Annotated in this window: 17 protein-coding genes; 5 read left to right on the forward strand and 12 right to left on the reverse strand. The window is 56.5% G+C overall.

Annotated elements, in window-relative coordinates; genetic code table 11:
* Nucleotides 1-98: 98 nt before the first annotated feature.
* On the reverse strand, nt 99-704 hold the full coding sequence (locus RB_RS25075; RefSeq protein ID WP_007331557.1) for a hypothetical protein: 606 nt from the start codon (nt 702-704) through the stop codon (nt 99-101).
* A gap of 448 nt (nt 705-1,152) precedes the next feature.
* On the opposite strand from RB_RS25075, the gene RB_RS28265 reads away from it, so the two are divergent.
* Nucleotides 1,153-1,347, forward strand: a complete 195-nt coding sequence (locus tag RB_RS28265; protein WP_231845968.1) for a hypothetical protein — start codon at nt 1,153-1,155, stop codon at nt 1,345-1,347.
* A gap of 39 nt (nt 1,348-1,386) precedes the next feature.
* On the opposite strand, the gene RB_RS25085 is transcribed toward RB_RS28265, so the two are convergent.
* Complete coding sequence (locus tag RB_RS25085; RefSeq protein ID WP_231845969.1) at nt 1,387-2,832, reverse strand: outer membrane protein assembly factor BamB family protein; 1,446 nt, start codon at nt 2,830-2,832, stop codon at nt 1,387-1,389.
* A 245-nt stretch (nt 2,833-3,077) separates the two neighbouring features.
* On the opposite strand from RB_RS25085, the gene RB_RS25090 reads away from it, so the two are divergent.
* Complete coding sequence (locus RB_RS25090; RefSeq protein WP_007326164.1) at nt 3,078-3,659, forward strand: hypothetical protein; 582 nt, start codon at nt 3,078-3,080, stop codon at nt 3,657-3,659.
* Between the two features lie 199 nt (nt 3,660-3,858).
* Here RB_RS25090 and RB_RS25095 read toward each other — a convergent pair whose 3' ends face one another.
* The 6 genes from RB_RS25095 to RB_RS25120 all read right to left on the reverse strand — a co-directional run bounded on the left by RB_RS25095 (nt 3,859) and on the right by RB_RS25120 (nt 11,222).
* Complete coding sequence (locus tag RB_RS25095; protein WP_011123560.1) at nt 3,859-4,767, reverse strand: hydroxypyruvate isomerase family protein; 909 nt, start codon at nt 4,765-4,767, stop codon at nt 3,859-3,861.
* A gap of 196 nt (nt 4,768-4,963) precedes the next feature.
* Nucleotides 4,964-6,268 (reverse strand): TIGR03000 domain-containing protein, encoded by a 1,305-nt coding sequence (locus tag RB_RS25100; RefSeq protein ID WP_164922483.1) that lies wholly within the window; start codon nt 6,266-6,268, stop codon nt 4,964-4,966.
* A gap of 277 nt (nt 6,269-6,545) precedes the next feature.
* Nucleotides 6,546-8,021: a protein-L-isoaspartate(D-aspartate) O-methyltransferase gene (locus RB_RS25105; protein ID WP_390174938.1), complete on the reverse strand. Its 1,476-nt coding sequence runs from the start codon at nt 8,019-8,021 to the stop codon at nt 6,546-6,548.
* Complete coding sequence (locus RB_RS25110) at nt 8,021-9,649, reverse strand: Ppx/GppA phosphatase family protein (protein WP_007329914.1); 1,629 nt, start codon at nt 9,647-9,649, stop codon at nt 8,021-8,023. Before RB_RS25110 ends, RB_RS25105 begins: the two co-directional genes overlap by 1 nt.
* Nucleotides 9,650-9,666: 17 nt before the next feature.
* Nucleotides 9,667-10,365 carry an HAD family hydrolase gene (locus RB_RS25115; RefSeq protein ID WP_164922484.1) on the reverse strand — a complete coding sequence of 233 codons (699 nt, stop codon included), beginning with the start codon at nt 10,363-10,365 and terminating at the stop codon, nt 9,667-9,669.
* Nucleotides 10,365-11,222 carry a 3-keto-disaccharide hydrolase gene (locus RB_RS25120; protein ID WP_011123567.1) on the reverse strand — a complete coding sequence of 286 codons (858 nt, stop codon included), beginning with the start codon at nt 11,220-11,222 and terminating at the stop codon, nt 10,365-10,367. The genes RB_RS25115 and RB_RS25120 overlap by 1 nt, the downstream gene beginning before the upstream one ends.
* Nucleotides 11,223-11,410: 188 nt before the next feature.
* On the opposite strand from RB_RS25120, the gene ilvD reads away from it, so the two are divergent.
* A complete protein-coding gene (ilvD, locus tag RB_RS25125; RefSeq protein ID WP_164922486.1) occupies nt 11,411-13,114 on the forward strand; it encodes a dihydroxy-acid dehydratase in 1,704 nt (567 codons plus the stop codon).
* A gap of 575 nt (nt 13,115-13,689) precedes the next feature.
* Here the strand turns inward: ilvD and RB_RS25130 are convergent.
* On the reverse strand, nt 13,690-15,150 hold the full coding sequence (locus tag RB_RS25130; protein ID WP_164922487.1) for a sulfatase: 1,461 nt from the start codon (nt 15,148-15,150) through the stop codon (nt 13,690-13,692).
* 273 nt (nt 15,151-15,423) lie between these two features.
* Nucleotides 15,424-17,244 carry an arylsulfatase gene (locus tag RB_RS25135; protein ID WP_164923039.1) on the reverse strand — a complete coding sequence of 607 codons (1,821 nt, stop codon included), beginning with the start codon at nt 17,242-17,244 and terminating at the stop codon, nt 15,424-15,426.
* A gap of 266 nt (nt 17,245-17,510) precedes the next feature.
* On the opposite strand from RB_RS25135, the gene RB_RS25140 reads away from it, so the two are divergent.
* Together RB_RS25140 and RB_RS25145 are read left to right on the forward strand one after the other, a co-directional pair.
* The gene (locus RB_RS25140; RefSeq protein ID WP_011123573.1) at nt 17,511-20,357 is read left to right on the forward strand and encodes a PSD1 and planctomycete cytochrome C domain-containing protein; all 2,847 of its coding nucleotides are present in this window, start codon (nt 17,511-17,513) and stop codon (nt 20,355-20,357) included.
* A 30-nt stretch (nt 20,358-20,387) separates the two neighbouring features.
* A complete protein-coding gene (locus tag RB_RS25145) occupies nt 20,388-21,821 on the forward strand; it encodes a DUF1501 domain-containing protein (RefSeq protein ID WP_011123574.1) in 1,434 nt (477 codons plus the stop codon).
* Here the strand turns inward: RB_RS25145 and RB_RS28685 are convergent.
* Entirely contained in the window at nt 21,749-22,189 is a 441-nt protein-coding gene (locus tag RB_RS28685) for a DUF1589 domain-containing protein (protein ID WP_390174939.1), read from the reverse strand. The genes RB_RS25145 and RB_RS28685 overlap by 73 nt on opposite strands.
* Before the next feature lie 74 nt (nt 22,190-22,263).
* Nucleotides 22,264-23,769 carry a leucyl aminopeptidase gene (locus tag RB_RS25155; RefSeq protein WP_164922489.1) on the reverse strand — a complete coding sequence of 502 codons (1,506 nt, stop codon included), beginning with the start codon at nt 23,767-23,769 and terminating at the stop codon, nt 22,264-22,266.
* Between the last annotated feature and the right edge of the window lie 27 nt (nt 23,770-23,796).

Genomic DNA, 23,796 nt, shown 5'->3' on the forward strand with positions numbered 1-23,796 from the left:
CAATTCCAGACGCCTGTTCCGTCCACAAATCCCCACAAAAACAGGGCTGGGCGATTCGGAGGAGGAGACAAGGCCGAGCCTCCATTCGTCCACGATTTTCACCTTTCGATCACATCATCGTTTGGAATCTCTGATTCTTCATCGCCGGGTGATGTCAAATCGGAGACTCCGGTGGGTGCGGTATCGTCGGGTGACTTCGGTTCCACCGCCAAGCAGTCATCGAGGCGGAGCAAGATTTCGCCCATCAGATCTTCGAGTCGCTTGGCCGCGGGCGGAACCGTGAATTGGGGGCGGAGTCGTTTTGGGGCTGGTGTTTTATCCATTCCCGCGTTCTGGGTGGTTTTGCGGGCATCCGGCAAATTCGAATCGTCGGTGCTTGCTTCGATCAATTGCCGCAGACGATGTGTTTTCCGCAGAATTTTTCCGACCGCTTCCGTTCCGGGCGACTGTTCCCGTTCGGCGATCTGCTGCAACGATGTTTGAATGTCGCGAGCGTTCGCCGCGATCGTCACCAATTCCAAATCGGCAGCGTCCATGCGAATGGACTGAATCACGGTGAGAGCCCTGCCTAGAAAAGTGGCATCCAGAGGATCGCTCATCGTTCGCAATTGAAGCACTTGGTACTCAAATGAACCGAGCAGAGTGAGGGAACGCTCGGCGAACGAATCCTGGCGTGATGGTTCATCCATCCATTTGGAACGCATTCCTTTGAAATCGACGCGATGAAAACAAACCCGTCTTCATATCGCGATTCAAAGTTTAGAGGGTCATGGGGCAAAGGAACTTGATCACGAAAACATGGCTGTTTGCGTGATCGGTTCTCATTCCTAGGCCGTAGAACCCTTGTTCGAAGCGATCCGAGAGTCATTTTGATGCGATCCGAGGACCGGGCAGCTTCTTGCCCGTTTTGTCTCATCTGATCGATACAACCGAAACATTGTGCGCCCTCTGGGCTCTGGATCTTTGCCCGATCCACCGGATGGCAATGCTGGTGATCTGGCCGCGGCACACTCGTTGTCACGTATCCGATGCAGTTTTGTTCGTCTTCGGCACGCGACGTGCATCTTTTTACAGGCATTGTCACCGCTGAGAGAACAAACACTCTCGGCAAACATTCACTTCAGTCTCAAAGCAAATTTAGATTTCGATCCAATGAATCCTGCATTCATCCAAACTGTTCACGGTTTCACACACCCCGTCATCGCGAGCAAACTGCTCAACCGCAAGCAAGAGTCAGGCGAAGCTCACGAAACGACGACCCAGCTTTATCGCGAAGAAACGGCCCGTCGCCTGGAAGAAAACAATTGCAAGGCGAAACGAGTCACCCCTGTCGCCAAGCCAAACTGAGCTGACCAGCTCATTGATCTGATTCTTTCTTCGCTCTCTTTACCGATCGAATCGGTAAAGCGACGTCGCGGTTCGCAAAATCAAAGCATCGTCAATCACGGCGGGGGATGCCATGATTTGTCCGTCGATTTGATTGGTCACTTCGATGTCACACTCCCTGCCGGGTTTGATGACAAATACCTCGCCGTCATGATTGCAAAAGTACATTCGGCCGTTTGCCATTATCGGTGAGGCAGAAAACTTTCCGCCCAAGCGTTTCGACCAAACGTTGGTGCCGTCCTCGCTGTCGATGCAGGATGCGACTCCGTTGTCGTCGACCACGAATAGCAATCCATCGACGGCGATTGGTGACGGCTTCGCTGGGATGCTCTTCTTCACCGTCCACAGCACATGAGAGTCGGTGACGTCACCGGAACCATCGACCTTTGCCGCCCAGAGTTGTGGTTTGCCAAACCCGGTCGAGAAGTAGACCGCATTGCCATCGAAGATGGGGCGAGGAACAACAGAGAATCCTTTGCCATGATAGAGACGCCAAAACTCTTCGCCCGTTTTTGCGTTGTACGAAACCATCCACTGCGAACCCATGCAAAGCAATTGCTCACGACCGTTTGAGTCGGTAACGACAATGGGGGTGCAGTAGGCTTTCTTCTGATCACCGGTGGGTGCGTCCATTGGCGGGCGATCGGTTTCCCATTCCGTCGAACCAGTTTCCGCGTTCAGGGCGATCACATATTGCCGCTCCAGTCCGTCCTGAATCAGGATCACTTTCCCATCGTGAACGATGGGCGAGCTGCCCGGGCCCACGGCGTGCTTCAGCGGCAACGTCCGCTCCCAGATCAATTTGCCGTCGGTCCGATCAAGGCAGAACGTTCCAAAGGTTCCGAAGTGGCAAAGAAGGCGATTGCCATCGATCACCGGTGTCGGCGATGCGTAGCTGTTGAGTGAATGAATTGCATCGGGCTGTTCAACGGTGGTCAGCTCAATCGTTTGTTTCAATTGCCCAGTTTCAAGATCAACCGCGAAGACTTTCAGTTCGATGGCTTTCGCGATCGCGAGTTGTTTGAACTGTCGTTCTTCATTATCGGTTTTTCTTAACAAGTCCACTCGTTCGTCTTCCGTGGGAACAATCTCCACAGCGGAAGTCAACCAAATCGTTCCGTCAGCGATGACGGGTGAGGACCAAGCCTTTCCATCCAGATCGGTCTTCCAGGTGAGGTTTTTGTCTTCGCCGAACTGAACCGGTGGATTGCCTTTGGTGACGATACCGTCGCCACGTGGCCCTCGGAATTGCGGCCATGATTCAGCCAGCCCAATCGTTGGGATTGCCATCGTCACAATCAAGAATCCGCACAGAAGCGATCGGTTTTGGTGGGTGTCGCTTTGGGTGATGCGGTGCTGATCGTCGCGGCCCTGCTTGGTGCGGGCGAATCCGCACATCCATTTTGACGGACGTGACAAACCGGTATGACGGAAGATGCGAATCATGGGTGAACTCAGGCGGGGGAGTAGGCGGGATGTGCCCATTCTAGCAAACGCGTTTGGCGAGGTGCCGCAAAGTTTCCGTGAGCGGAACAAACCGGACCGGAAATCGCTAGGTGAGCAAGTGAATCGTTCAAATTCCAGCATTTTGACCAAACGTGTCCGGGCACTCGCGAACAATGCAATGCAAGGCGCACTGAGAGGCCAATGTTTCTGAGCCAATGCTTCCTCGGTCCCGAAGGAGACAAATCATGTTCAAACCAGATACAGAAATCGAGCTGACCTATCCCGATTCGACGTTGGTCGAATCCAACACAACGTTCCGTCGTCGATACCTTCAAATTCGCGAGGTTCGCGATTTGATTGCGGACCCGATCACGCCCGAAGAATACCTGCGTCGTCCGCTGACTCAGCGTTCACGCTATTTGCTGACCGCTTACGACAAAGAATCGAAATCTTGGCGGCAGTTTTATGTCGGGTCCAGCAAAGAGTTCTTGACCGATGGGCGATTGCGAATCGCTTTGTATGAGAAAGGCGGCACGTCGCCAAAGAAGATCGTTTCGCGATCCTTTGAAGCCACCCGGCGAGATCGAATCGCTCTCGCCCGTGAGGTGAAAGCGATGCAGGAAAAAGACTTGGCCGGTTTGGAGTTGCGGATCATTCCCGACGAAAGTCGTGTGCTGAAGCAACAGGCCAAAAAGCCAGCCGCTTCCAGGCCAGCACCGGTCAAGGAAAACTACACTCGCAAAGACTCGCCGGCTCGTTCGGTCAAAGCCCCCGCGATGACGCGAGGGATGACCGCGTCGTCGCCGTTGGTCGCCCCGCCGTTTTGAAGCACGACGGCAGGAGTGTTCGGGCACAACCATGTGAGCCGCTTGGACGCTTGCTCCAGTTGCGCGTGAAAACCGTGGCTAACGCCAACGGCTCACATTCCCAATGACACCTGCGTACCTGCTCAGCAGTCCAACGCTATGGCCGCTGAGAGTTTGATCTGAACTCTCAGCGAAAACGCGTGCTCTTGCTCGGCATCGATCAAACGATGCACTGGGCGACTGCGTCTCGAAGACCCGCGATGGGGTCGCGAACGGGCAAGAATTCGTGAGCGAAGTAGCCATCGTATCCGGTGTCCGCAATCGCTTTTGCAATTGGCGGGTACAGCAACTCTTGGTTGTCGTCGAGTTCATGGCGACCGGGGTTGCCCGCGGTGTGGTAGTGCCCAAAGTATTGATGGTTGTTTTGGATGGTGCGAATGATGTCACCTTCCATGATTTGCATGTGATAGATGTCGTACAACAACTTGAAGTTGTCGCTACCGACTCGTTTGACGAGCTCGACACCCCAGGTGCTGTTGTCGCACATGTAGTCCGCGTGATCGACTTTGCTGTTGAGCAATTCCATTTGGAGCGTCACGCCAGCTTTCTCAGCCACCGGCGTGATTTTCTTCAGTGCGTCGACGCAGTTCTTCATGCCGGTTTCGCGATCGATCCCTCGAGCGTTGCCACTGAAGCAGATCACGTTCTTCCATCCTTCCGCCGCCGTTGCTTCGATGGCGACGTTCATCTTTTCCAAACACTCATCGTGGAATTTGGGGTCGCACAAACCGTTGCCCAGCGAATGCGACTGGACCATCGTGCAGACCAAACCGTGCTTCTTCAGCGTCGGAAAGTCCTTCGGGTCCAGCAAGTCGATCCCAACCATGCCTAGCGAGGCGGCTTCTTTCGCCATGTCTTCCAGTGAGATCTTGGGGAAGCACCACTTGCAAACCGATTGATTCAATCGGCCCTGCTTTGCATCAACAGCACCGGTGGCGTCGACCGCACCTGTTGTGTCCTGGGCATGAGAAGCGGCGGCGGAGATGGCGGCGGTGCCAGCCGCAACAGCTGCCGCTCGGGTGAGCATTCCTCGACGGTTCAGTGATGAGTCGGATTGATTGTTTGGCATGGTGGGCGATCGGATGTGTGGAGGCGAGTTGATTCAATCAATAGTTTAACTTCTGTGACAAACGATGTCTTCAAACCACCCTGTGGATGGCGAGCGGAAGCCTTGGGGCGATGGCGCATGAAAAAGCCGCGTCGAAGCGGTTTGCCTCGACGCGGCTTCGTGCTGAATCAAAATTTTCGATCAGGCGACAGCGTGACTATCGCATCGCGATGGCTTGGTCGTCGAATTCGAAGTTGAGTTCGACGGTGTCACCAGCGGCAACATTGATCGTGCGTTCTTGGCTCAGTTGGCGACCGTTGGAATCCAACATCACGCGAACGGTGTAGTTTTCCCAGTTTTCACCGGCGGCCAATTGAGTGGTGCGGAAGGTGCGAACCGTTCCGAAGCCATTGGTTTCGTTACCAGCCAAAACGACTTTCGCTTCGGCAGGAACGTGAAGTTGAACAACCGTTTCTGGTTGAGTTGTTTCAACTGCGCTGAACTGGTCTTCTTCTTCGTCGCCTTCTTCATCCGAGACGGCTTCGGTTTGGTTGAACACCAAACGTTCCATGTCGCCGGGGCGAAGTTTGATGGTTCGTTTGTCGGTGCGTTCTTCACCTTCGACGTCGTAGGTCACGACAACTTCGTAGGTGTAGAGGTAGCCGTCTTTGAGACCACGCGACATGAATTGACGAACCATGCCATCGCTGGTTGTTTCGTGTCCATTGACGGTCACACGAGCCGATTCCACAGGAACGGCGACGGTCAACAAAGCAGCGTCGTCATCCAGGGTTGGCTTGCGGGTTTCGTAAGAAGCACCGCTGTCGATGATCGAGCCGTCGATGATGGTCTCACCCATGGGAACTCCACCATCGATGATGGTTTCGCCTTGGATGGGGGCCGAGTAAATCGGAGCCGATTCGATCATTGGAACGCTGTGCGAAATCGCTGGTGCGTAGCTCATCGGAGCTGCATAGCTGACTCCGCCGGAGCTGCCACCGCTGCTGCCGCCTGAGTAAGCGGACGAATACGAAACCGAAGGAGCGTAGTAGCCGCCACTGCTGCCGCCGGACGAACGTCCGCCGCTGCTGTAGGACGTGCCACCGCTGCTGTAGTTCGCTTTGACAACGTAACCGCCGCTGCTGCCATGACGGCGAGCTTTGATGCGAGCGATTTTTTGACGCAAGTGACCTGCCAGGCCGCCGCCGGATGATCCGCGCGAGTATCCACCTGACGATCCACCGGAAGAACCTCCCGACGAGCCACCTGAAGAAGCGTACGCGGCGGTGTATCCACCGGATGAACCGCCCGAGGCAGCTCCGACCGAGCCTCCCGAGGAACCGGAATGGCGAGCCGCAATGCGAGCACGCAGGCCAGCAAGCAACCCGCCGCCGCTGCTACCGCCACTGCTGCCGTAGACCAGGCCACTGCCACCGCTACTGCCGTAACTCCCGTAGGAGCCACCCGCCTCTGCCGTGACGCTCATGCTGAGCGCCAACGTGAGGCATGCCAACAAATGCATGCACCTCATAAACGATTCTCCATCCTTTTGACGCGACTCTTGCTGATGCCGATCGGTCGCCACCACAAATGTGAGCGACTTAACGGCTTGAATTGCACATTGAAGATGCGGGCCATCAAATTTGGGGGCCCGTCACCGTCGCCAGGATAGCGGACCGGCGTTGCCGATCAAGAAGACTGGGTAAAATAATTGGGTTGCGTTGTGGCGGTCGAAAGCTCGAAACAGCCATTTCCGAGAGCGACTTTGCTCACAGATGAATGCTTTATCCGTTGGACATTCAGTCAATCTTCTCGATCGATACGTGGTCAAACTCAACTGTCCCGGTCGCTCCGAACAATCCAATCCGCACAATTCCCTCACGTGCGGCTCGCGGGACCCGTACCAAACGGCTGTCATCACGCCACGGACGAGTTCCTCGATATGGACCCATCGAAAATGTTCCCAGGTCACGCCTTAGCTCGTCGTAGAAACTGATTGCGACCATTGGCCACGCATCCGCATCGGGCCCCTTCACAACCTTGTCGGTTCGAAGTCGAGCAGACAGACGAATCAAAGAGACTTTGGTTCCGTCGATTGCAATGCCTTGCAACAAGTGCGATCCCAAACCGGGGGTCTCGTTTTCAAACCGAACCAACCCGGAATCTTTCGCACCTTCGGCTCCGTCTGCCTGTAACGCGACTTGCTCGACTTGCCGACCGTAATACCATCCGGGCACAAAACCCTCTGGATCGTCGGCTCCGGGCGGATCGGAGAAATCCTGGTTGACGACTTTGGGGTTGGCGGGATCGGGAAGCGTTTGACGAGCGTCCTCCGCCGTGCCAGTCATGGGGACAAACAGCGTCGGCCGGAGTGGTTCGCGAACCAGCTCGCCATCACGTTTGGTCATCCGGTACAGCGTTTGTTGATAGCGTTCGCCGACGGGAATGATCATCGACCCGCCTTCGCGAAGTTGTTGCACTAGCGGAACCGGCACCGACTCGGGGCTGCACGTCACGATGATTTTGTCGAAAGGAGAGGCTTCCGGCCAACCAAGGAAACCATCGCCGATGCGAGTGTGGACGTTTTCATAACCCAGCTTGCTGAGCACTCCGGCCGCACGCGTGCCGAGTTCGTCGACAATTTCAATCGAATAAACTTCCGCGACCAAGGGACTGAGCACGGCGGCTTGGTAACCGCTGCCGGTGCCGATTTCCAACACTTTGTCGGTCGGTTTGGGATCAAGCGTCTCCGTCATCGACGCGACGATGAACGGACTGCTGATGGTTTGTGCCGAGCCGATAGGCAAGGCCATGTCAAAGTACGCCTTGTCTCGCACCGCCGCGGGAACGAACTCGTGTCGAGGCGTGGTCTCAATCGATTTCAGAACCGCTTCGTTGGTCACGCCAGCGGTTCGGATTCGAGTTTCAACGAGCTTGCGTCGTGCGGCCGCGTAGCGATCGTCGACGGCGGATCGCGACGAACCGGTTTGGCCCAAAATTAAATGAGGAGGCTGAGCCAAGGAACTGCCGCTGGTCAATGGAGATGGATTGAAATGAGATCTTGATGAGCGAGGCGACTGCGACCACACGGGCGTCACAATTGAGATCAACACGCAGATCCACCCAAAGCGGGCCCATCCCGAGCGAGCCCGTCCCAACCGAGAATGGACCAACCCCACACCGCACGAGATGCTGGAGGGCAAAGTCACGGCTGTTGGAGAGAGTGCGTTGCTTGCGAGCGGTTGCTGCTTCGGAATCACTTTACGCTTCGGCATCACTTCACCTCGGGTCTCAGTAGGACGGGTTTGCCGAAGATGTCTTGGAACAATCCGGAATGGCTTCGCATCGCGATTTGTTCCAGCGAGACATCGTCGACCCCCGGTGCCGAGATGACCAAACGCTTGCCTTCTTGCGTCACATTGATTTCGCGAATTCGTCCGCTGCGTGTGTCATCCAACGCGATCGCCAATCGCAAGATTGCTGCCATCTTGGCCACCGCCACTCGGTCGTGTCGGTCCAGTGATCCGTATCCTTCATGGTTGCTTTGGGGTGAAGCCCTGCGGTGATACCGAGCGACCAACGCCACCAGCATCAACTCTTGCTGAGACAGCCCAAACAGTTCGCTGTTACGGATGATGTAGTAAGCGTGTTTGTGGTTGCTGTGCAGGCTGATGTATAAGCCGACTTCATGTAGCAACGCCGACACGTACAGCAACACTTCGTAACGAGCGTCCAGCTGATGTTCTTTGGCAAGCTCTTCGAACAAACGGCGAGCCAGCTCCGCGACGGCCCGTGAATGGATCTCGTCGATTTGGTATTTGCGTCCGAGTGATACTGCCGAGCGAATGATCTGTTGACGGAATTCGCTGGTCCAATTGCCGCCCTGCACGATGTCGGCCAGCAAACCATCCCGCAAATTGATATCGCTGACCAGAATGTGCTTTAGGTCAAAGTGCCGAGCCAACATCGTGTAAGCCAGCAGTGCTGGAGCGAGCGTTTCCGCCTCGACAAAGGTCGCCCCAAATTTTTTGACGACCGCGTCTTCGCCCATTTCGAGGATTTGCTTGGTCAGTTCTTCAAGCTTGTCGACGGGAACACGAGCCAGATTGGTTTCGTCCCAATCTTCGATCAATCGGTGAGCGGCAAATCGGATGTCGCCACCGATCGCGACCAAGTGCAATTGCGTGTCCGTGCGAACTTGATCACCGATCCGAACCAAAATTCGGCGAATGTGAGTTTCCAACAACTCCCGCCAGCGGACGCCGCGAGCACCGGATGCATCGAGCGTTTGCAGCAGTCGCAGCGACCCCAAACGAAATGACTCGCTATGCAACACGTTGCCGCCGCGGATGACGAGCAACTCGGTGCTGCCTCCACCGACTTCCACCACCAATGATTTGCTCTCGGCGGTTTCCGCCAAAGCCATCAGTTGCGGCGTGATGCCCATGTAAGTGATGCGATTCACTTCGGCTTCGTCGATCGGTTCGACATCCAAACCGGTTGCCACATAAACTCGGTCGATGAACGCCACGCGGTTGCTGGCTTCGCGAACGGCGCTGGTGGCAACAACGCGAATGTCGTTGGTTGAGTCGATGCCGTATTCCCGCAGGACTCGGCGGAAACGTCTTAACACCGCGGCGGCTCGTTCGATGCCCTTGCGAGACAGACGGCGTGTTTCGAACGCATCGCGACCGAGGTCGACCGGTTGCAGCAGTGATTCGAGGGTTCGCACACTTCCGTCGTGCAGAATCTCAGCGATGGCCATTCGAATGCTAGTCGCACCAATGTCAATCGCGGCAACGGTTCTTGGCGAACTATCCAGCGGCGGCGTCGCGATGTGCGAGGTCGCCGTGTTGATGTGCGGCGCGGTCGCTGTACTTCGCGGTGAGAGTGGATTGTCCATGTGATTCACTCGGTTTCCTATGCGGTGGATGCGAGAGGGACATCAAATCCGTGTCGTCGCAAAACATCGATTGCTTGTTCACCGCCCAAACACACTTCCGCCTTCCATCCGTGAGCGAGTGCGGCTTCCACGTTTTCCTCGCGATCGTCGACGAAGAGAATTTCTTCCGGTCGCAATTCAGCATTGTCGCCTTCGTCCGGTCGCATTGCCAAGCACTCGCTGGCCAACTTCATCGCCGTTTCATAAATGACGCGGTCCGGTTTCATGCTCCGGGTCTCGTAGCTGACGACTTGCACGTCAAACGGACCGCTCATGATTTCCCAGTCACGGCCGTTGACCCAGTTCCAATGAGCCGCACACGTGTTGCTGAGGATTCCGATCGGAACCTTCGCCGCACGCAATGATTGCAGAACGGCAACCATCGACTCGATCGGTGTGAACATGTCACTGATCGCCCGCATGATGTCGCCTGTTGCGACCATCCCATTAGGTTGCACCAACGTCGCGTAAGCATCGCGAACCGCTTGCGCGAATTCATCTTCCGAGATCAGGCCGGTTTCCAGCTGATTCTGCAATCCGCCCGTGTGAAGAATTTCATCGGACGCTTCGCGGGTTCCACCGAACAAGTCCGCCACGTTGTCGCTGGCAAGATTGCGATCGAACGAGACCAGGATGTTCCCGAGGTCGAAGTAAACAAATCGAATGTCGGGCGTCATCAGTCCAGTCCGAGAATGCGAAGATTTCGATACCAAGCTTCCGCGGGTTTTCCGGAATGAATTTGCAATGCGATCACGCCGACCTGAGGAATGCCTTCTTCGGTTTCAATGTAGTCAACCGTCTGAATACCGTTGAGGCTGATCTGAATTCGAGGTCCATGGCACACGATCCGCATCTCGACCCAGTCGGTTTGTTCGGGCCGGTCGGTTTGTTCCGGTGTCGCTGGTTGTGAGTCCTGGTCGGCTTGTTCGGATGTTTTGGTTGCGGTGCCCTGCCCTGCTGCCGGTTGCTTCCACTCGACTTCGAATGGTGGTTCGGGCAATTGCAGCATCCGACGACGTCGTGATTCGTCATACAACGCGCCCCAAATGGATCGCTCGGCGGAATAGCCTGCGTCGGCTTGGTAGCCAATCATCTCATGGGATGGCACTTCGTCGCGTTTGGTCGGACGTCGAGACCGGAACTGGATCCCGGCGTTGCGGCCTTCACCGCGCATTCGGATCTCAGCTCGAAATTCGAAATTGTCAAACTTCTCGGTCGTGGCCAAGAACTGGTTCTTTGGGATCGGTTGGTCCAACCGGCCCGCGACGATCGATTCGTCCTCGATCCGGAACCACGAAGCATCCCCTTCGAATCCCGCCAGGATTTGCCCGTCGAACAACGAACGACTTCGAGTCTTGAATTCTTCGTCGCTGACACCGAGATCTTCGACCGGTTCTGCCACCGTCGTCGCCAATTTGGGCTGGTCTTGGGCTTGAGTGCCCTGCCCCATCGTCACCCAGACGACCGCCAGCATCAACGCCGCGGTGACATGAGCTGAAGGGGCTTTCGCGGACGACAAAACGGGTGTGCTCATGGTCGAAATTCGCTTTTTTGAATTGAAACCGGTCTCAATTCCGAACGGTGGAGATGGGAACTTTGTCAGGGTTGTTCGTGAGATGAACTGCCCCGTCTTTGTAGTTTTCATGTCACCGATCATACTCTTTGACCCTTTCAAGGTGTTGCCACCCATCTTCGGCCGCTTTCCCCTGCCAAAACGATCTCATGACCGCGTCTCAGCCTGAATCCGATTCCAATGCACTGAACAAGTACAGCAGCAAGATCACCCAGCCGAAAAGCCAGGGTGCGTCGCAGGCGATGCTTTACGCCACCGGCATGTCCTCGGAGGATATGAACAAGCCTCAAGTCGGCATCGGCAGCATGTGGTACGAGGGCAACAGCTGCAACATGCACCTGCTCGATCTCGCAGCGGATGTTAAAGCTGGAGTCACCGACGCCGGAATGGTCGGAATGCGTTTCAACACCATCGGTGTCTCGGACGGCATCTCGATGGGGACCGACGGGATGAGCTTCTCACTGCAAAGTCGCGACCTGATCGCCGACTCGATCGAGACGATCATGGGGGCGCAGTGGTACGACGCGTTGATCACCCTGCCCGGCTGCGACAAGAACATGCCCGGCTGTTTGATGGCGATGGGACGTCTGAACCGTCCTTCCATCATGGTCTACGGTGGAACGATTAAACCTGGCAGCTACCGCGACGAGAAGCTGGACATCGTCAGCGCGTTCCAGTGCTACGGCCAGTTCATCGCGGGACAAATCAGCGAAGAAGAACGCAGTGAAATCGTTCGCCGCAGTTGCCCAGGTGCGGGAGCATGCGGCGGCATGTACACCGCCAACACGATGGCCACCGCAATCGAAGCCTTGGGCATGGCCCTGCCCTACTCCGCCAGCATCCCTGCAGAGCATCCAGAAAAGAAAGAGGAATGCAAACGTGCCGGTTTGGCCATCCTCGAACTGTTGAAGAAGGACATCAAGCCTCGCGACATCATGACTCGCGGTGCATTCGAAGACGCGATGGTGACATTGATGGCACTGGGCGGCAGCACCAACGCGGTGCTTCACTTGATCGCGATGGCTCGCAGCGTCGATGTGCCACTGACGATTGAAGACTTCCAATCGGTCAGCGACCGCACACCTTTCTTGGCCGACCTGAAACCCAGCGGCAAGTTCGTTCAAGAAGACCTGCACAGCGTCGGTGGCACGCCCGCGGTGATGAAGTACTTGCTCGAAAAGGGCATGATCAAAGGCGAGCACATGACCGTCACCGGCAAGACTCTCGCGGAGAACCTGGCCGATTTGCCTGGTTTGAAGACCGGCCAAAAGATCGTGTCGACGGTCGAAGAGCCGATCAAAAAATCGGGTCACATTCGAATCCTGAAAGGATCACTGGCCACGGAAGGCGCGGTCGCGAAAATCACTGGCAAAGAAGGTCTGCAGTTCAGCGGACCGGCTCGTGTCTATGACAATGAGGAATTGATGCTCGCCGCTTTGGAACAAAAGCAGATTCAAAAGGGTGACGTCGTTGTGATCCGCTACGAAGGTCCCAAGGGCGGACCCGGCATGCCTGAGATGTTGACTCCAACCAGTGCCATCATGGGTGCTGGTTTGGGAAGCGACGTCGCGATGCTGACTGACGGCCGTTTCAGCGGCGGTAGTCACGGGTTCATCGTGGGGCACATCACTCCCGAAGCACAAGTTGGTGGTCCGATCGCATTGATCGAAGATGGAGACACGATCACGATTGATGCCGAAACCAACTCGTTGGACTTAGAAGTCGATGCGGCTGAATTGGAAGCCCGCCGATCCAAGTGGACCGCACCGCCACTGAAAGCCACCCGCGGAACGCTCTACAAGTACATCAAGTGCGTGAAGAGCGCCAGCGAAGGCTGCGTCACCGACGAGTGAGTCGTCAACGACGTTTCAACGCACGTAGGATGGGCACTCCTGCTCGTCAGAGTACCCATCACAACCCGACGCGTGAGTTTTGAAGTTGCGCTTTTTCGTTGAATGGCCAACGGCCTTCGTCATCGTAGCCTGGGGCATCGCCCCAGGGATCGAGAACGAAGGGAAATGAGTTGGCCAACGGCCAACATCAACCCACATGTTTTGAATTGAATTCGGCCGTTGGCCAAAATGGGGTCGTGTTTTCTGCTCCAGGGGCGATGCCCCTGGCTAGGTTGAACGAGGCCGTTGGCCATTCGAGGAAAAGCACAACTCCAAATCGCCGTTGAGCGAGGGACGCCCCTAGCTCGCACGCCGGCCCCATCCGGGGCGAAACCCAGACGCCAGCGACCATTTGTTTTGCGAATGTCCCAAGGGAGGGTGAAGTAAAACTGCACGACCTCGAAGCAAGGGGAGTCAGGGCAATTTGAAGATGAACTTGCGCAAGCGAATCGGCTTCACAACACCCCGTGTGCAGCAGTCCAGGCTAACGCCTGAACGGCTCACGGGATTCAATCCAATCATTCCTGCGTACCTGCTTACAACCGAGCCGGATTGACCGGCACCGTCGGGGTCTCACCCGACGCTTTCGCTCGCAGTAACGGACGCAATCGACGGATGACGGCAACCGCCCGCTCATCCGGATCCAAGGCCAAGTTGTGGAATTCATTCGGGTCGCTTTGGTGGTCGTACAACTCGACCCCGTGCCGACCTTCGGCCCATTCGGTGTATCGATAGCGATGCGTGCGAATGCTGCATCCCATCACTTGCTCGGGCAACCGATCGTCCGCGGGACGCAAGACTTGCGTGATTGCCGTGCCGTTCCAGTTGGCAACCGGATCGTTCAGCAAAGGCTTCAAGCTGCGACCTGCCAATCCGCTCGGTGATTCAATCCCAGCCACATCCGTGAGCGTTGGATAGATGTCAACGAACTCGACGATGCGATTGCAGGAACCAAGTCCCAACTGCGATGGATCGCGAATGATCAGCGGCGCTTTGGCTCCTTCTTCGAACAGCGTTCGCTTCTGCCAAACACCATTGTGTTCGCCGAGGTGGTAACCGTGATCGCTCCAGAACACCACGATCGTGTTGTCGGCCAGTCCCTGTTCTTCCAGTGCATCGAGCAAGCGTCCGACTTGAGCGTCGATAAACGACACGCACGCGTAGTAAGCCTGAGTCGCTTTCAACAGCGTTGTTTCATCGAGTCCATAATTGGGAACCGGGCAATTGTGAGCGAACGCCGCCGTGGGAATGTCCTCGCGATCACCGGCGGGAGCGAAGGGCAATCGCAGTGACTCCAGCGGGTACATGTCGAAGTATTTCTTCGGTGCGACATAAGGTGTGTGTGGTCGAAAGAAACCGACACCCAAAAAGAATGGTTCATCTTTCTTCTCTCGCATGATTCGGATGGCTTCCGTCGCGATCATGCCATCGGTCTGTTCTTCGTCCTCCCCGTCGGCAGCCAACCAACTGAGTGCGCCACTGATCTTGCGATGCGGTTCGGCATTGAAAATGAGATGCTCGTCGTCTTTGTCACGTCCCTTTGGATTGACCGTTTGGTTCCACGAGGGTGGATCGTCAAAGCCATCCGTTCCGATCGACGCTGGCACGTTGTAGTGATAGATCTTGCCAACTCGAGCTGCAAAGTAGCCGGCCTGTTGAAACGCTTGCGACAACGTGATGACGTTTGGCACTTCGTCACGAAAATGTCGATCGAGGTCGTAGACTTTGATTTGATCGGGACGCAGACCCGTCATCACGGACGCGCGAGTCGGATTGCACAGTGGCAGTTGGTTGTACGCTCGGCGGAAACAGACTCCCGTCGCTGCCAAGCGATCGATGTTGGGTGTCTTGGCAACCACATCGCCGTAGCACCCCAATGCCGATGCTAGGTCGTCGACGGCGATGAACAGCACGTTGGGTTTGGAGGGATTGGATTGCGTTTCCGCGTTTGCCGGGGTCGCGTGATTGGCAATGCACGCGATGAGTGTGGCGAGCATCCACAGGCGGCTTGGGTTGTGGATGGAAGGTGATGCGAGAGAGGGGGCCAGGTGCATGAGTCACGCGAGGAAGTGGGGAGGGGAGCGGCACAGCAGAGGAGTGATTTGCGCTGGTCGGTTCAACGGACTAGGAAGTCCATTGTACGCTGGGCTTCCAAGCCCGGCGAAATCAAGAATAGTACGCTGGGCTGCCATGCCCGGCGAAATCAGGAACAGTACGCTGGGCTTCCAAGCCCGGCGAAATCGAACACACGATCCCGCCCCACCTCGCGTTCATCGGCGCGAAGATGCTTCGCTCGGCCCGACCTTGGTGAATTCCACGAAGTAGGCACCGCGAGTCTTCTGGCTGGCCGCGTCACGCAACCAGGTCTGCAATCGATGCGGACCAGCGGGAAGATCGATCTCGAACGTGACGGATGGATCTTCCGGCTTCAGCGTTCGGGTTTGCTCGATCGAGCCCACGCGAAGGCGAGCCTGGTCGGCTTGGATCGGAGCCAATGCGTCGCCGGGGAAACGTTGCAGTTTGATTGCGTATCGTCCCGCTTCCGCCACTTCGATCTCCCAGAAACCGTTGATCAGCAAACTGCTGTCCGGCAACTGAGACGGTTTCCAAATCACTCGGCCTTCGGTCGGGTGCCAGTCTCGGACGGTGATCAGCATGGGCGTGGTGTCCTTTCCGACGACGAATCGAATCACGTCCTTGCGGCTCCCGTGAACGTCCTCAAAGTAGGCGTCGTATTCAGCACGCAGTTCACGCACGACCTCGGGATACTCGGCGGCGATGTTCTTGATCTGCCCCGGATCGTTTTGGATGTCGTACAGTTCGTCGCGGACCAATCGCCAGCGGTCTGTCAGCACGACAAACGGCGGTTGTGCCCTGCCCTGCGTCTTCGTTGCCGAGACGACGTTGTCCGGTTGGCGTTCAATGACCAGGGTTCGTTCAGGCCACTGCTGCGAGGAATGACTGAGCAGTCCCGCCATCGAACGCCCGTCGAAAGTCACGTCGGCTGGTCGCTTCAAATCACAAAGCTCGATCAGGGTCGGCAACCAATCGCGATGACAAGTCAATTGGTCGACTGGACGATTGCCATCCCACTTCGCCGGCCAGCTTGCGAAACAGGGAACACGGTGACCTCCTTCGTAGACTGAGCCCTTCTTGCCTCGCATGCCCGCGTTGAATCCGACCTTGCGATTTTGTTCGCTGGCTCCTTGCGCTGTGCCATTGTCGCTCATGAAAATCAGCATCGTGTTGTCACGCAGGTTGTCTTGGTCGAGCCTCTTCAGGAGTCGGCCAAGGTTCTCGTCAAAGTTTTGAATCATTCCATAGAAGGCGGCTCGTTGGGGTTCGATACCTTGCCGCTTGAACGGATCGGAATAACGATCGGCAACCAAGTACGGGCTGTGCATCGCGTTGGTGGGGATGTAAGCGAAAAATGGTTGTTCCGATTCCTTCTGGATGAAATCAATCGCTTCTTCGAACCAGATATCGGTGCAGTATCCGTCGAACGATTCAGGTGTTCCGTTTCGGTAGTAGGTGTCATCGAAGTAGTCATTGCCGGTCGGGTTTCCAATCTCGTCTGCCCCGCCCGCCATGTGCCGGACCACGGTTTCAAGCCCTCGCTCGCGAGGTGCAAACGGCGGCGGGTCACCCAGGTGCCACTTGCCAAACATGCCAGTGCGATAGCCCGATTCGCGGAAAGTTTCGGCCATGGTTGTTTCGTCGGGATCGAGCAACTGGCGACCTTCGGTGACCGCCCAAGCACCCACACGTGTGCAGTAACGGCCCGTCATCAATGCGGCTCGGGTGGGCGTGCAAAACGGATCGACGTGAAAGTTTTCCAGCCGCACGCTTTGCGTCGCGAGGCGGTCCAAGTTGGGTGTGTTGAGCCAAGGGTTGCCGTGGCAAGACATGTCGCCGTAACCCTGGTCGTCGGTCACCACCAAGATCACGTTGGGACGGGACTCGCTCGCGGTTTGAGCCCAGGCGGGAGAGCAAGTCGTCAGGCAGGCGGCGAGTAGGATCCAAATTCGATGGTGCATGGAGTGGTCGATGATCGGAATGGTGTGGGGACAATTGCAATCGAGGTCAACTATCGTATTCCCCGAGGCAGGCTTGTCGTTCAAACGAGATGCCGCGTGGCGCTGGAAACACGAAAGCAGTTTGCGCGATTGACCGATCGTGTGTGTTGGAAAGAACTTACGAAGCGTCGGTCAGGGTCAGTTTTTCGGCGACCTTTTCGTCGGCTGAATGAGGCTCCATAGAGCACCACATGTCAGCATGGGTTACCCTGGTTGGGTTCGGTTGACTTTTAAAACAGCAAGCCCGATGCGTCTGGCAGGACGCGAAGGATTCCTTTCCCTTGACCCACCATCGCATGCGAGTTCGCATTCTGACGACCATCAGGAAACCGCTGACGCTATTGTTGCTGGCGATCTTGATGAATGGCCAACTGTTTGCCGATGACATCGCAGAATCGTTCAGCGTGTCGGAATCGGAATCGTTGTTCGTTCGCCGGGTGACGCCGCTGCTTCGCGAAAAGTGTCTGGGATGTCACGGGCAGGATCCTGATTTGATCGAAGGTTCGTTGGATCTGCGATCGTTCGCTGGCCTGGAAGTTGGCGGCGACAGCGGGGAAGCTGCGGTTGTTCCTGGTGAGCCTGAACTCAGCCCACTGTATCTGGCATCGACAAGAACCAGCGATGATTGGTCGGAGATGCCACCCAAGGAATCCGAGCAACTTTCCAAGCAGCAACTGGATTGGCTGCGAGATTGGATTGCCTCCGGTGCGGTTTGGCCGGACAAGGGACGCGTGGCCGAGATCCAAACTTTCTATGAAGACGAGTGGTCCGCCGAAGATGGCATCACCGTCGCAACCTCCGGTGGGCTCGATGAACATTGGACAAACCGGAAGTATGACCCAGCCGGATTGTGGGCCTATCAACCGGTGCAGAAGCCCGAGCGGAAGACGGATCGAAATCCGATCGACGTCTTGATCGAAGCCGACTGGACTGATGCGAACGATGTGGCACCGCGAGCCGATCGCCGAACATTGATTCGCCGAGCCACTTACGACCTGACCGGATTGCCGCCAACTCCCTCAGATGTGAAACGCTTTCTCCAAGACCCCGCCGACGATCATGCAGCATACGAAAAGTTGGTCGAGCGGTTGCTGCAGTCGCCTCATTACGGCGAGCGGATGGCTCAGCATTGGTTGGATGTGGTTCGCTACGCTGACTCCTCCGGATTCGCGAATGATTTTGAACGAGGGAACGCGTGGCGGTATCGCGATTACGTCATTCGCTCCTTCAACGAAGACAAACCGTACGACCAATTCATCCGAGAACAGATCGCGGGCGATGAGATCGATCCCAGCGATCCAGAGTGTTTGATCGCGACTGGTTTTTTGCGGATGGGACCTTGGGAGTTGACCTCGATGGAGGTCGCCAAGGTGGCTCGTCAACGGTTCCTTGACGATGTGACCAACAGTGTCGGTGAAACGTTCTTGGGGCATTCGTTGCAGTGTGCCCGCTGTCATGATCACAAGTTCGATCCGATTCCCACGCGAGATTATTACTCCGTTCAAGCTGTTTTCGCGACGACACAGCTCGCCGAGCGGAAGGCGGAATTCTTAGACGATGAGAACCAGGCTGGCTTTGATGAAAAACGTTATCTCGATCGTTCGAAGCAAATTCACGAACGGACGCTCGAAGAGATCGAACAAGTGCTGTTGAAAAACTCACAAATTTGGTTTGCGGAAAACGGCAAGGATCCGGCTGCGTGGAACAAGGAACTGAAGCGGTTGCGATCCGACGGGAAAACGAAGTCGCTGTTCACCTCCGCTCGCAATGCGATGCGCGCGGCGGGAGTTCCGGAGAGCGACTACCCGCCAAAGTTGGTCGGGTTCACGCCGGAGCAATTTGGGAAGGAACGCGTCGCGCGAAAGGGATTGCAACGTTTACGCTGGGAACAAGATCGTTACCAACCGTATGCTTTGGCGGTCTACAGCGGACGAACCGTTTCGCGAACGTCGGTCATGAGTCCGATTCGAATGCCGCAGGATCGGTTGAAGAAGGGAGAGCTGGAATCCAGCGTGATCTTGACCGGTGGCGATCCCTTTTCTGCCGGAGAAGCGGTCTCCCCTGGCGTGCTCAGCGTGATAGAGAATCAGGTCGCGGCGGACATTCCGGTTGCCATCGAAGGGCGCCGGGCCGCATTCGCGAATTGGGTGGCGGCCCCAGAGAACCCTTTGACGTCTCGCGTGATCGTCAACCGTTTATGGCAATGGCATTTCGGAGATGCTATCGCGGGCAACGCCAACAACTTTGGTGCAACCGGAAAGCCGCCGACGCACCCGGAGTTGCTGGATTGGTTGGCGGCCACGTTGGTGGAAGAGAACTGGTCGATCAAAGCGATGCATCGACAGATCATGAATTCAGATGTTTATTGTCGTTCCACTTCCAGTGCATCTGCTCAGCCGTCTCTGGGATTTCAACCTCGTCGGTTGAGTGCTGAAGAACTGCGGGATTCGATGTTGGCCGTGACTGGAGAGCTTAACCTGGTTCGGGGTGGGATCCCATGTCGGCCCGAGATCAATCAGGAGGTTGCGTTGCAGCCTCGACAGGTCATGGGAACATTCGCGGCCGCTTGGGTCCCCAACCCAAAACCGAAAGAGCGTCATCGGCGATCCATCTACGTGTTGAAACTTCGTGGATTGATTGATCCGTTCTTGGAAGTCTTCAACCTGCCATCGCCCGATTTCTCATGTGAGCGAAGATCCGCATCCACGGTCACGCCTCAGGTCTTCAGCCTCTTCAATGGGCAAAGCACGCACGCTCGTGCTTTGGCATTGGCCGATCGAGTCCGCCGGGAAACGCACTCGGACGAGGAAGCGATCGCCCGGTGTTTCGAACTGGTGTTGTCACGATCGCCCTCGAGCGAAGAGGTGGAGGAAATGCTGACGCATTGGTCGCGCGTGAATGAAATCCTTCCGGCGTCGCCACCTGAACGTGACCGGCCGCCTTTGGAAGTGGTACGCAAAGCGGTGGAAGAGAACACGGGCGAAAAGTTTGAGTTTGTCGAACGCTTGCACGCCAATGTGGACTTTCAACCTGATTTGCAACCCGCCGATGTGGATCGGCGGACCTGGGCGTTGGCGGATGTTTGTTTGGTGCTGCTGAATTGCAATGAGTTTGTTTATGTGTATTGAATTCATCCGGCTCCGTTTGTTCCTATCGAGGTGGATGCAATGTTTGTGATCCCACGACGCGAAAGTTTGTTTCGGATGGGAACATCGTTGGGCGGGATTGCGCTGGCGTCGATGTTGGCGGACGAAGCATCTGCTGAAGACAGTCGTGCCGAAAACAGCGAAGCCGCGCCGATGCAGCCCAAGTCTGGGCATGTCCCGGCCAAGGCGAAGAACTGCATTTTCTTGATGATGGAAGGTGGGCCGTCGCACATCGACACGTTCGATCCCAAACCCAAACTCAACCAGTTGCACTTGCAGGAGTTTGTTCGCCAAGGCCAACAGAAATCCGCGATGGAGAGCGGCAAACGTTACTTCGTCCGAAGCCCTTTTTCGTTTTCGCGGCATGGTGAGAGCGGTGCGCCGATGGCAGACAACTGGACGCATCTGCCGAAGGTCGCGGACGAGCTTTGTTTCTACCGAGGGTGTCAGGTCGATAGCGTCAATCATCCCACCGCGATGTATCAAATGAACTGCGGCAATCGCTTCGGTGGTGATCCCGGCATCGGGGCTTGGGTGACTTATGGACTCGGTTCCGAAAATCAAAGTCTGCCCGGGTTCATCGTGTTGCCAGAGGTGTCGTACCCGCAAGGCGGAGCGGCGAATTGGAGCAACGGTTATCTGCCGGCGTTCTATCAGGGTACTCCCCTGCGAGCCAAAGGGTCGCCGATTCTGGATCTGCAACCTCCGGCCGGAATCAGCCGAGCACGGCAGCGCCTGAATCTGGATCTGCTCTCGCGGATGAACCAGCGACATGCGGCCAAGCATCCTGGACATGATGAGTTGTCCGCGCGTTTGGTGAGTTACGAGTTGGCGTTTCGGATGCAGACCGAAGTTCCCGAAGCGATGGACCTTTCCGGCGAGACGAAAGAAACGTTCGCTCTGTATGGGATCGGGAACGATGCCACCGATGCTTTTGGGCGCAAGTGTTTGTTGGCTCGCAAGATGGTCGAGAAGGGCGTGCGTTTCGTTCAGTTGTACAACGGAACTTGGGACAGTCACGACTACATCGAACGGGCGCACGGGAACTTGGTGCGAGGTGTCGACCAACCCATCGCGGCATTGATCCAAGACTTGAAGCAACGCGGATTGCTCGAGAGCACCTTGGTCGTGTGGTGCGGCGAATTCGGACGCTCACCCGACAACGGCGTTCGAGGCGGAACCGCGTACGGACGCGATCACAACGCCAACGCGATGACGATTTGGATGGCTGGCGGAGGCGTCAACGCGGGGCACACGATCGGGGCGACCGATGAGACTGGGATGACGGCGGTCGAAGAGGTGCGGCCGGTTCGTGACTTCCACGTCACGTTGTTGCGATTGCTGGGGCTCGATGACAACAAGCTGACGTACTATCACGCCGGCCGATTCAAGCAGCTCAGCCAGTTCGGCGGCAAAGTGATCGAGCCGTTGATCAAAGCTTCGTAGCTGGACTCGCCAGAGTTCAGACGCCGCCGCGCGAACCGAATTCTGGCGAATCCGGCTACGAGTCGGAGCGGCGGTTGTAGGCCAGGTTCTACCTGGCGATGGTGCTTGGCCGGTGGAGGTTGCTCTCGCGAATGTGTTTGGATGACGCCTCGCTTTGTTCCAAAGCATCGGCGCGGTCGCCATGTGGAACATGGCCTACGGGGATTGTGAACCGAATTCTGGCGAATCCGGCTACGAGTCGGGGTGGCTGCTGTAGGCCAGGTTGTACCTGGCGATGGTGCTTGGCCGGTGAATATTGCTCTCGCGAAAGCGATTTGGTGACGCCTCGCTTTGTTCCAAAGCATCGGCGCAGATGCCATGTGGAACATGGCCTACGGGATCGTGAACCGAATTCTGGCGAATCCGGCTGCGGGGATTATCCGAACGACTTGGAGACCTTTGGTTACGAAGCGTTTTCGATCCAGCGGACGAGGCTTCGTACCATGACGCCGGTGGCACCTGCGTCGCGATGAGGTTTGGGGGAGTCAACGAAGGCGGGGCCAGCGATGTCGATGTGAACCCATGGCACGTCGGCGACAAAGTTCTCCAGGAATTTCGCGGCGGTGATCGCGCCGCCCCAACGACCTTCGCCGACGTTCTTGATGTCAGCCACTTTGCTTTTGACTTTGTCGTCGTACAGCGAGAACATCGGCAATTGCCAAACGGGTTCGCACTCAGATTCCGCCGCACTTTGAACTGCGTCGCAGAGGGCTTGGTTGTTGGTCATCAATCCGGCGACGTCGATTCCGAGGGCCACCATGCAAGCACCGGTGAGCGTGGCCAAGTCGACGATCGCTTGAGGCTTTTGTTGCACGGCGACGTCCAGGGTGTCGGCCAACACGACGCGGCCTTCGGCGTCGGTGTTGAGAATCTCGATTGTTTTACCGCTGCGGGTTTCGATCACGTCGCCCAGTTTGTAGCTGTCGCCGCTGACCATGTTTTCAGCCAGCCCACACAATCCGATGACGTTGCGTGGCACCTTCAGTTTCGCCAGTGCGTTCATCACGCCAACAACAGTTGCCGCGCCAGCCATGTCGCATTTCATGTCGACCATGCCATCGCTGGGTTTGAGTGACAAACCGCCGGAGTCGAACGTGACGCCTTTGCCGACGACGACAAGCGGGGCTTCGTCGCCACCGCCATCGTGACGCAGCATCACCAAACGCGGTGGGCTGGTTGATGCTCGACCGACGGCCAAGATCGCTCGGCAGTTTTCAGCTTCCAGTTTTTTCTCGTCCCAGACTTCACACGTGAGTCCGCAGTCGCTGGCGATTTTCTCAGCGTATTGAGCGAAGCCGGTTGGGTTCATGATCGACGGTGGCTCGTTGACCAGACGCCGAGTGTGATTGATCGATTGGCCGAGCTTTTCACCACGTGAAACGGATTCGGCTGAGTAACCAACAAACGCGATTGCTTCGGGAACCGAGATGGAAGGTTCACGTTGATACAGATGTTGGCCTTCGCATCCGGAGACCGCACCGGCGACGACGGCATCGTGGTTTTCGGTGGCGACGCCATCGCCCAACGCGAAAGTGATCTGCTGGCGTGGCTTGCTGGCCAAGCTGCGAACCACCGCGGCACCGAGTTCAATCGCAGACCCGCGAGTTCGTTTGTCGCTTGCGCCCAACCCCGCAAGCACGATCCAAGGTGTTTGAGCATTGCCAGTGGCGAAGCTGGTCAGCTCACCAGGTTTGCCGGTCACTTCGCCGGAACTGCACGCGTTCTTTACCGTCGCGGCGAGCGATTCTGGCAACGAAGAAACGGCGATGCAGTTGGCGGTCGTTTTGCCGTCGGAAGATTCCCCTGAATCAGCAGACGGTTCAACTCCGAGGACCAACACACCTGCTTTCTCGAGGTCAAGTTTGGTTTCGGAGGTCAGCGTCATCATGGGAAAAGGCAAAGGTTGCATTCTTAAATCCGGTGGCAATTGAAAGGG

It is taken from the genome of Rhodopirellula baltica SH 1 (assembly GCF_000196115.1).
GTDB classification, from domain to species: domain Bacteria; phylum Planctomycetota; class Planctomycetia; order Pirellulales; family Pirellulaceae; genus Rhodopirellula; species Rhodopirellula baltica.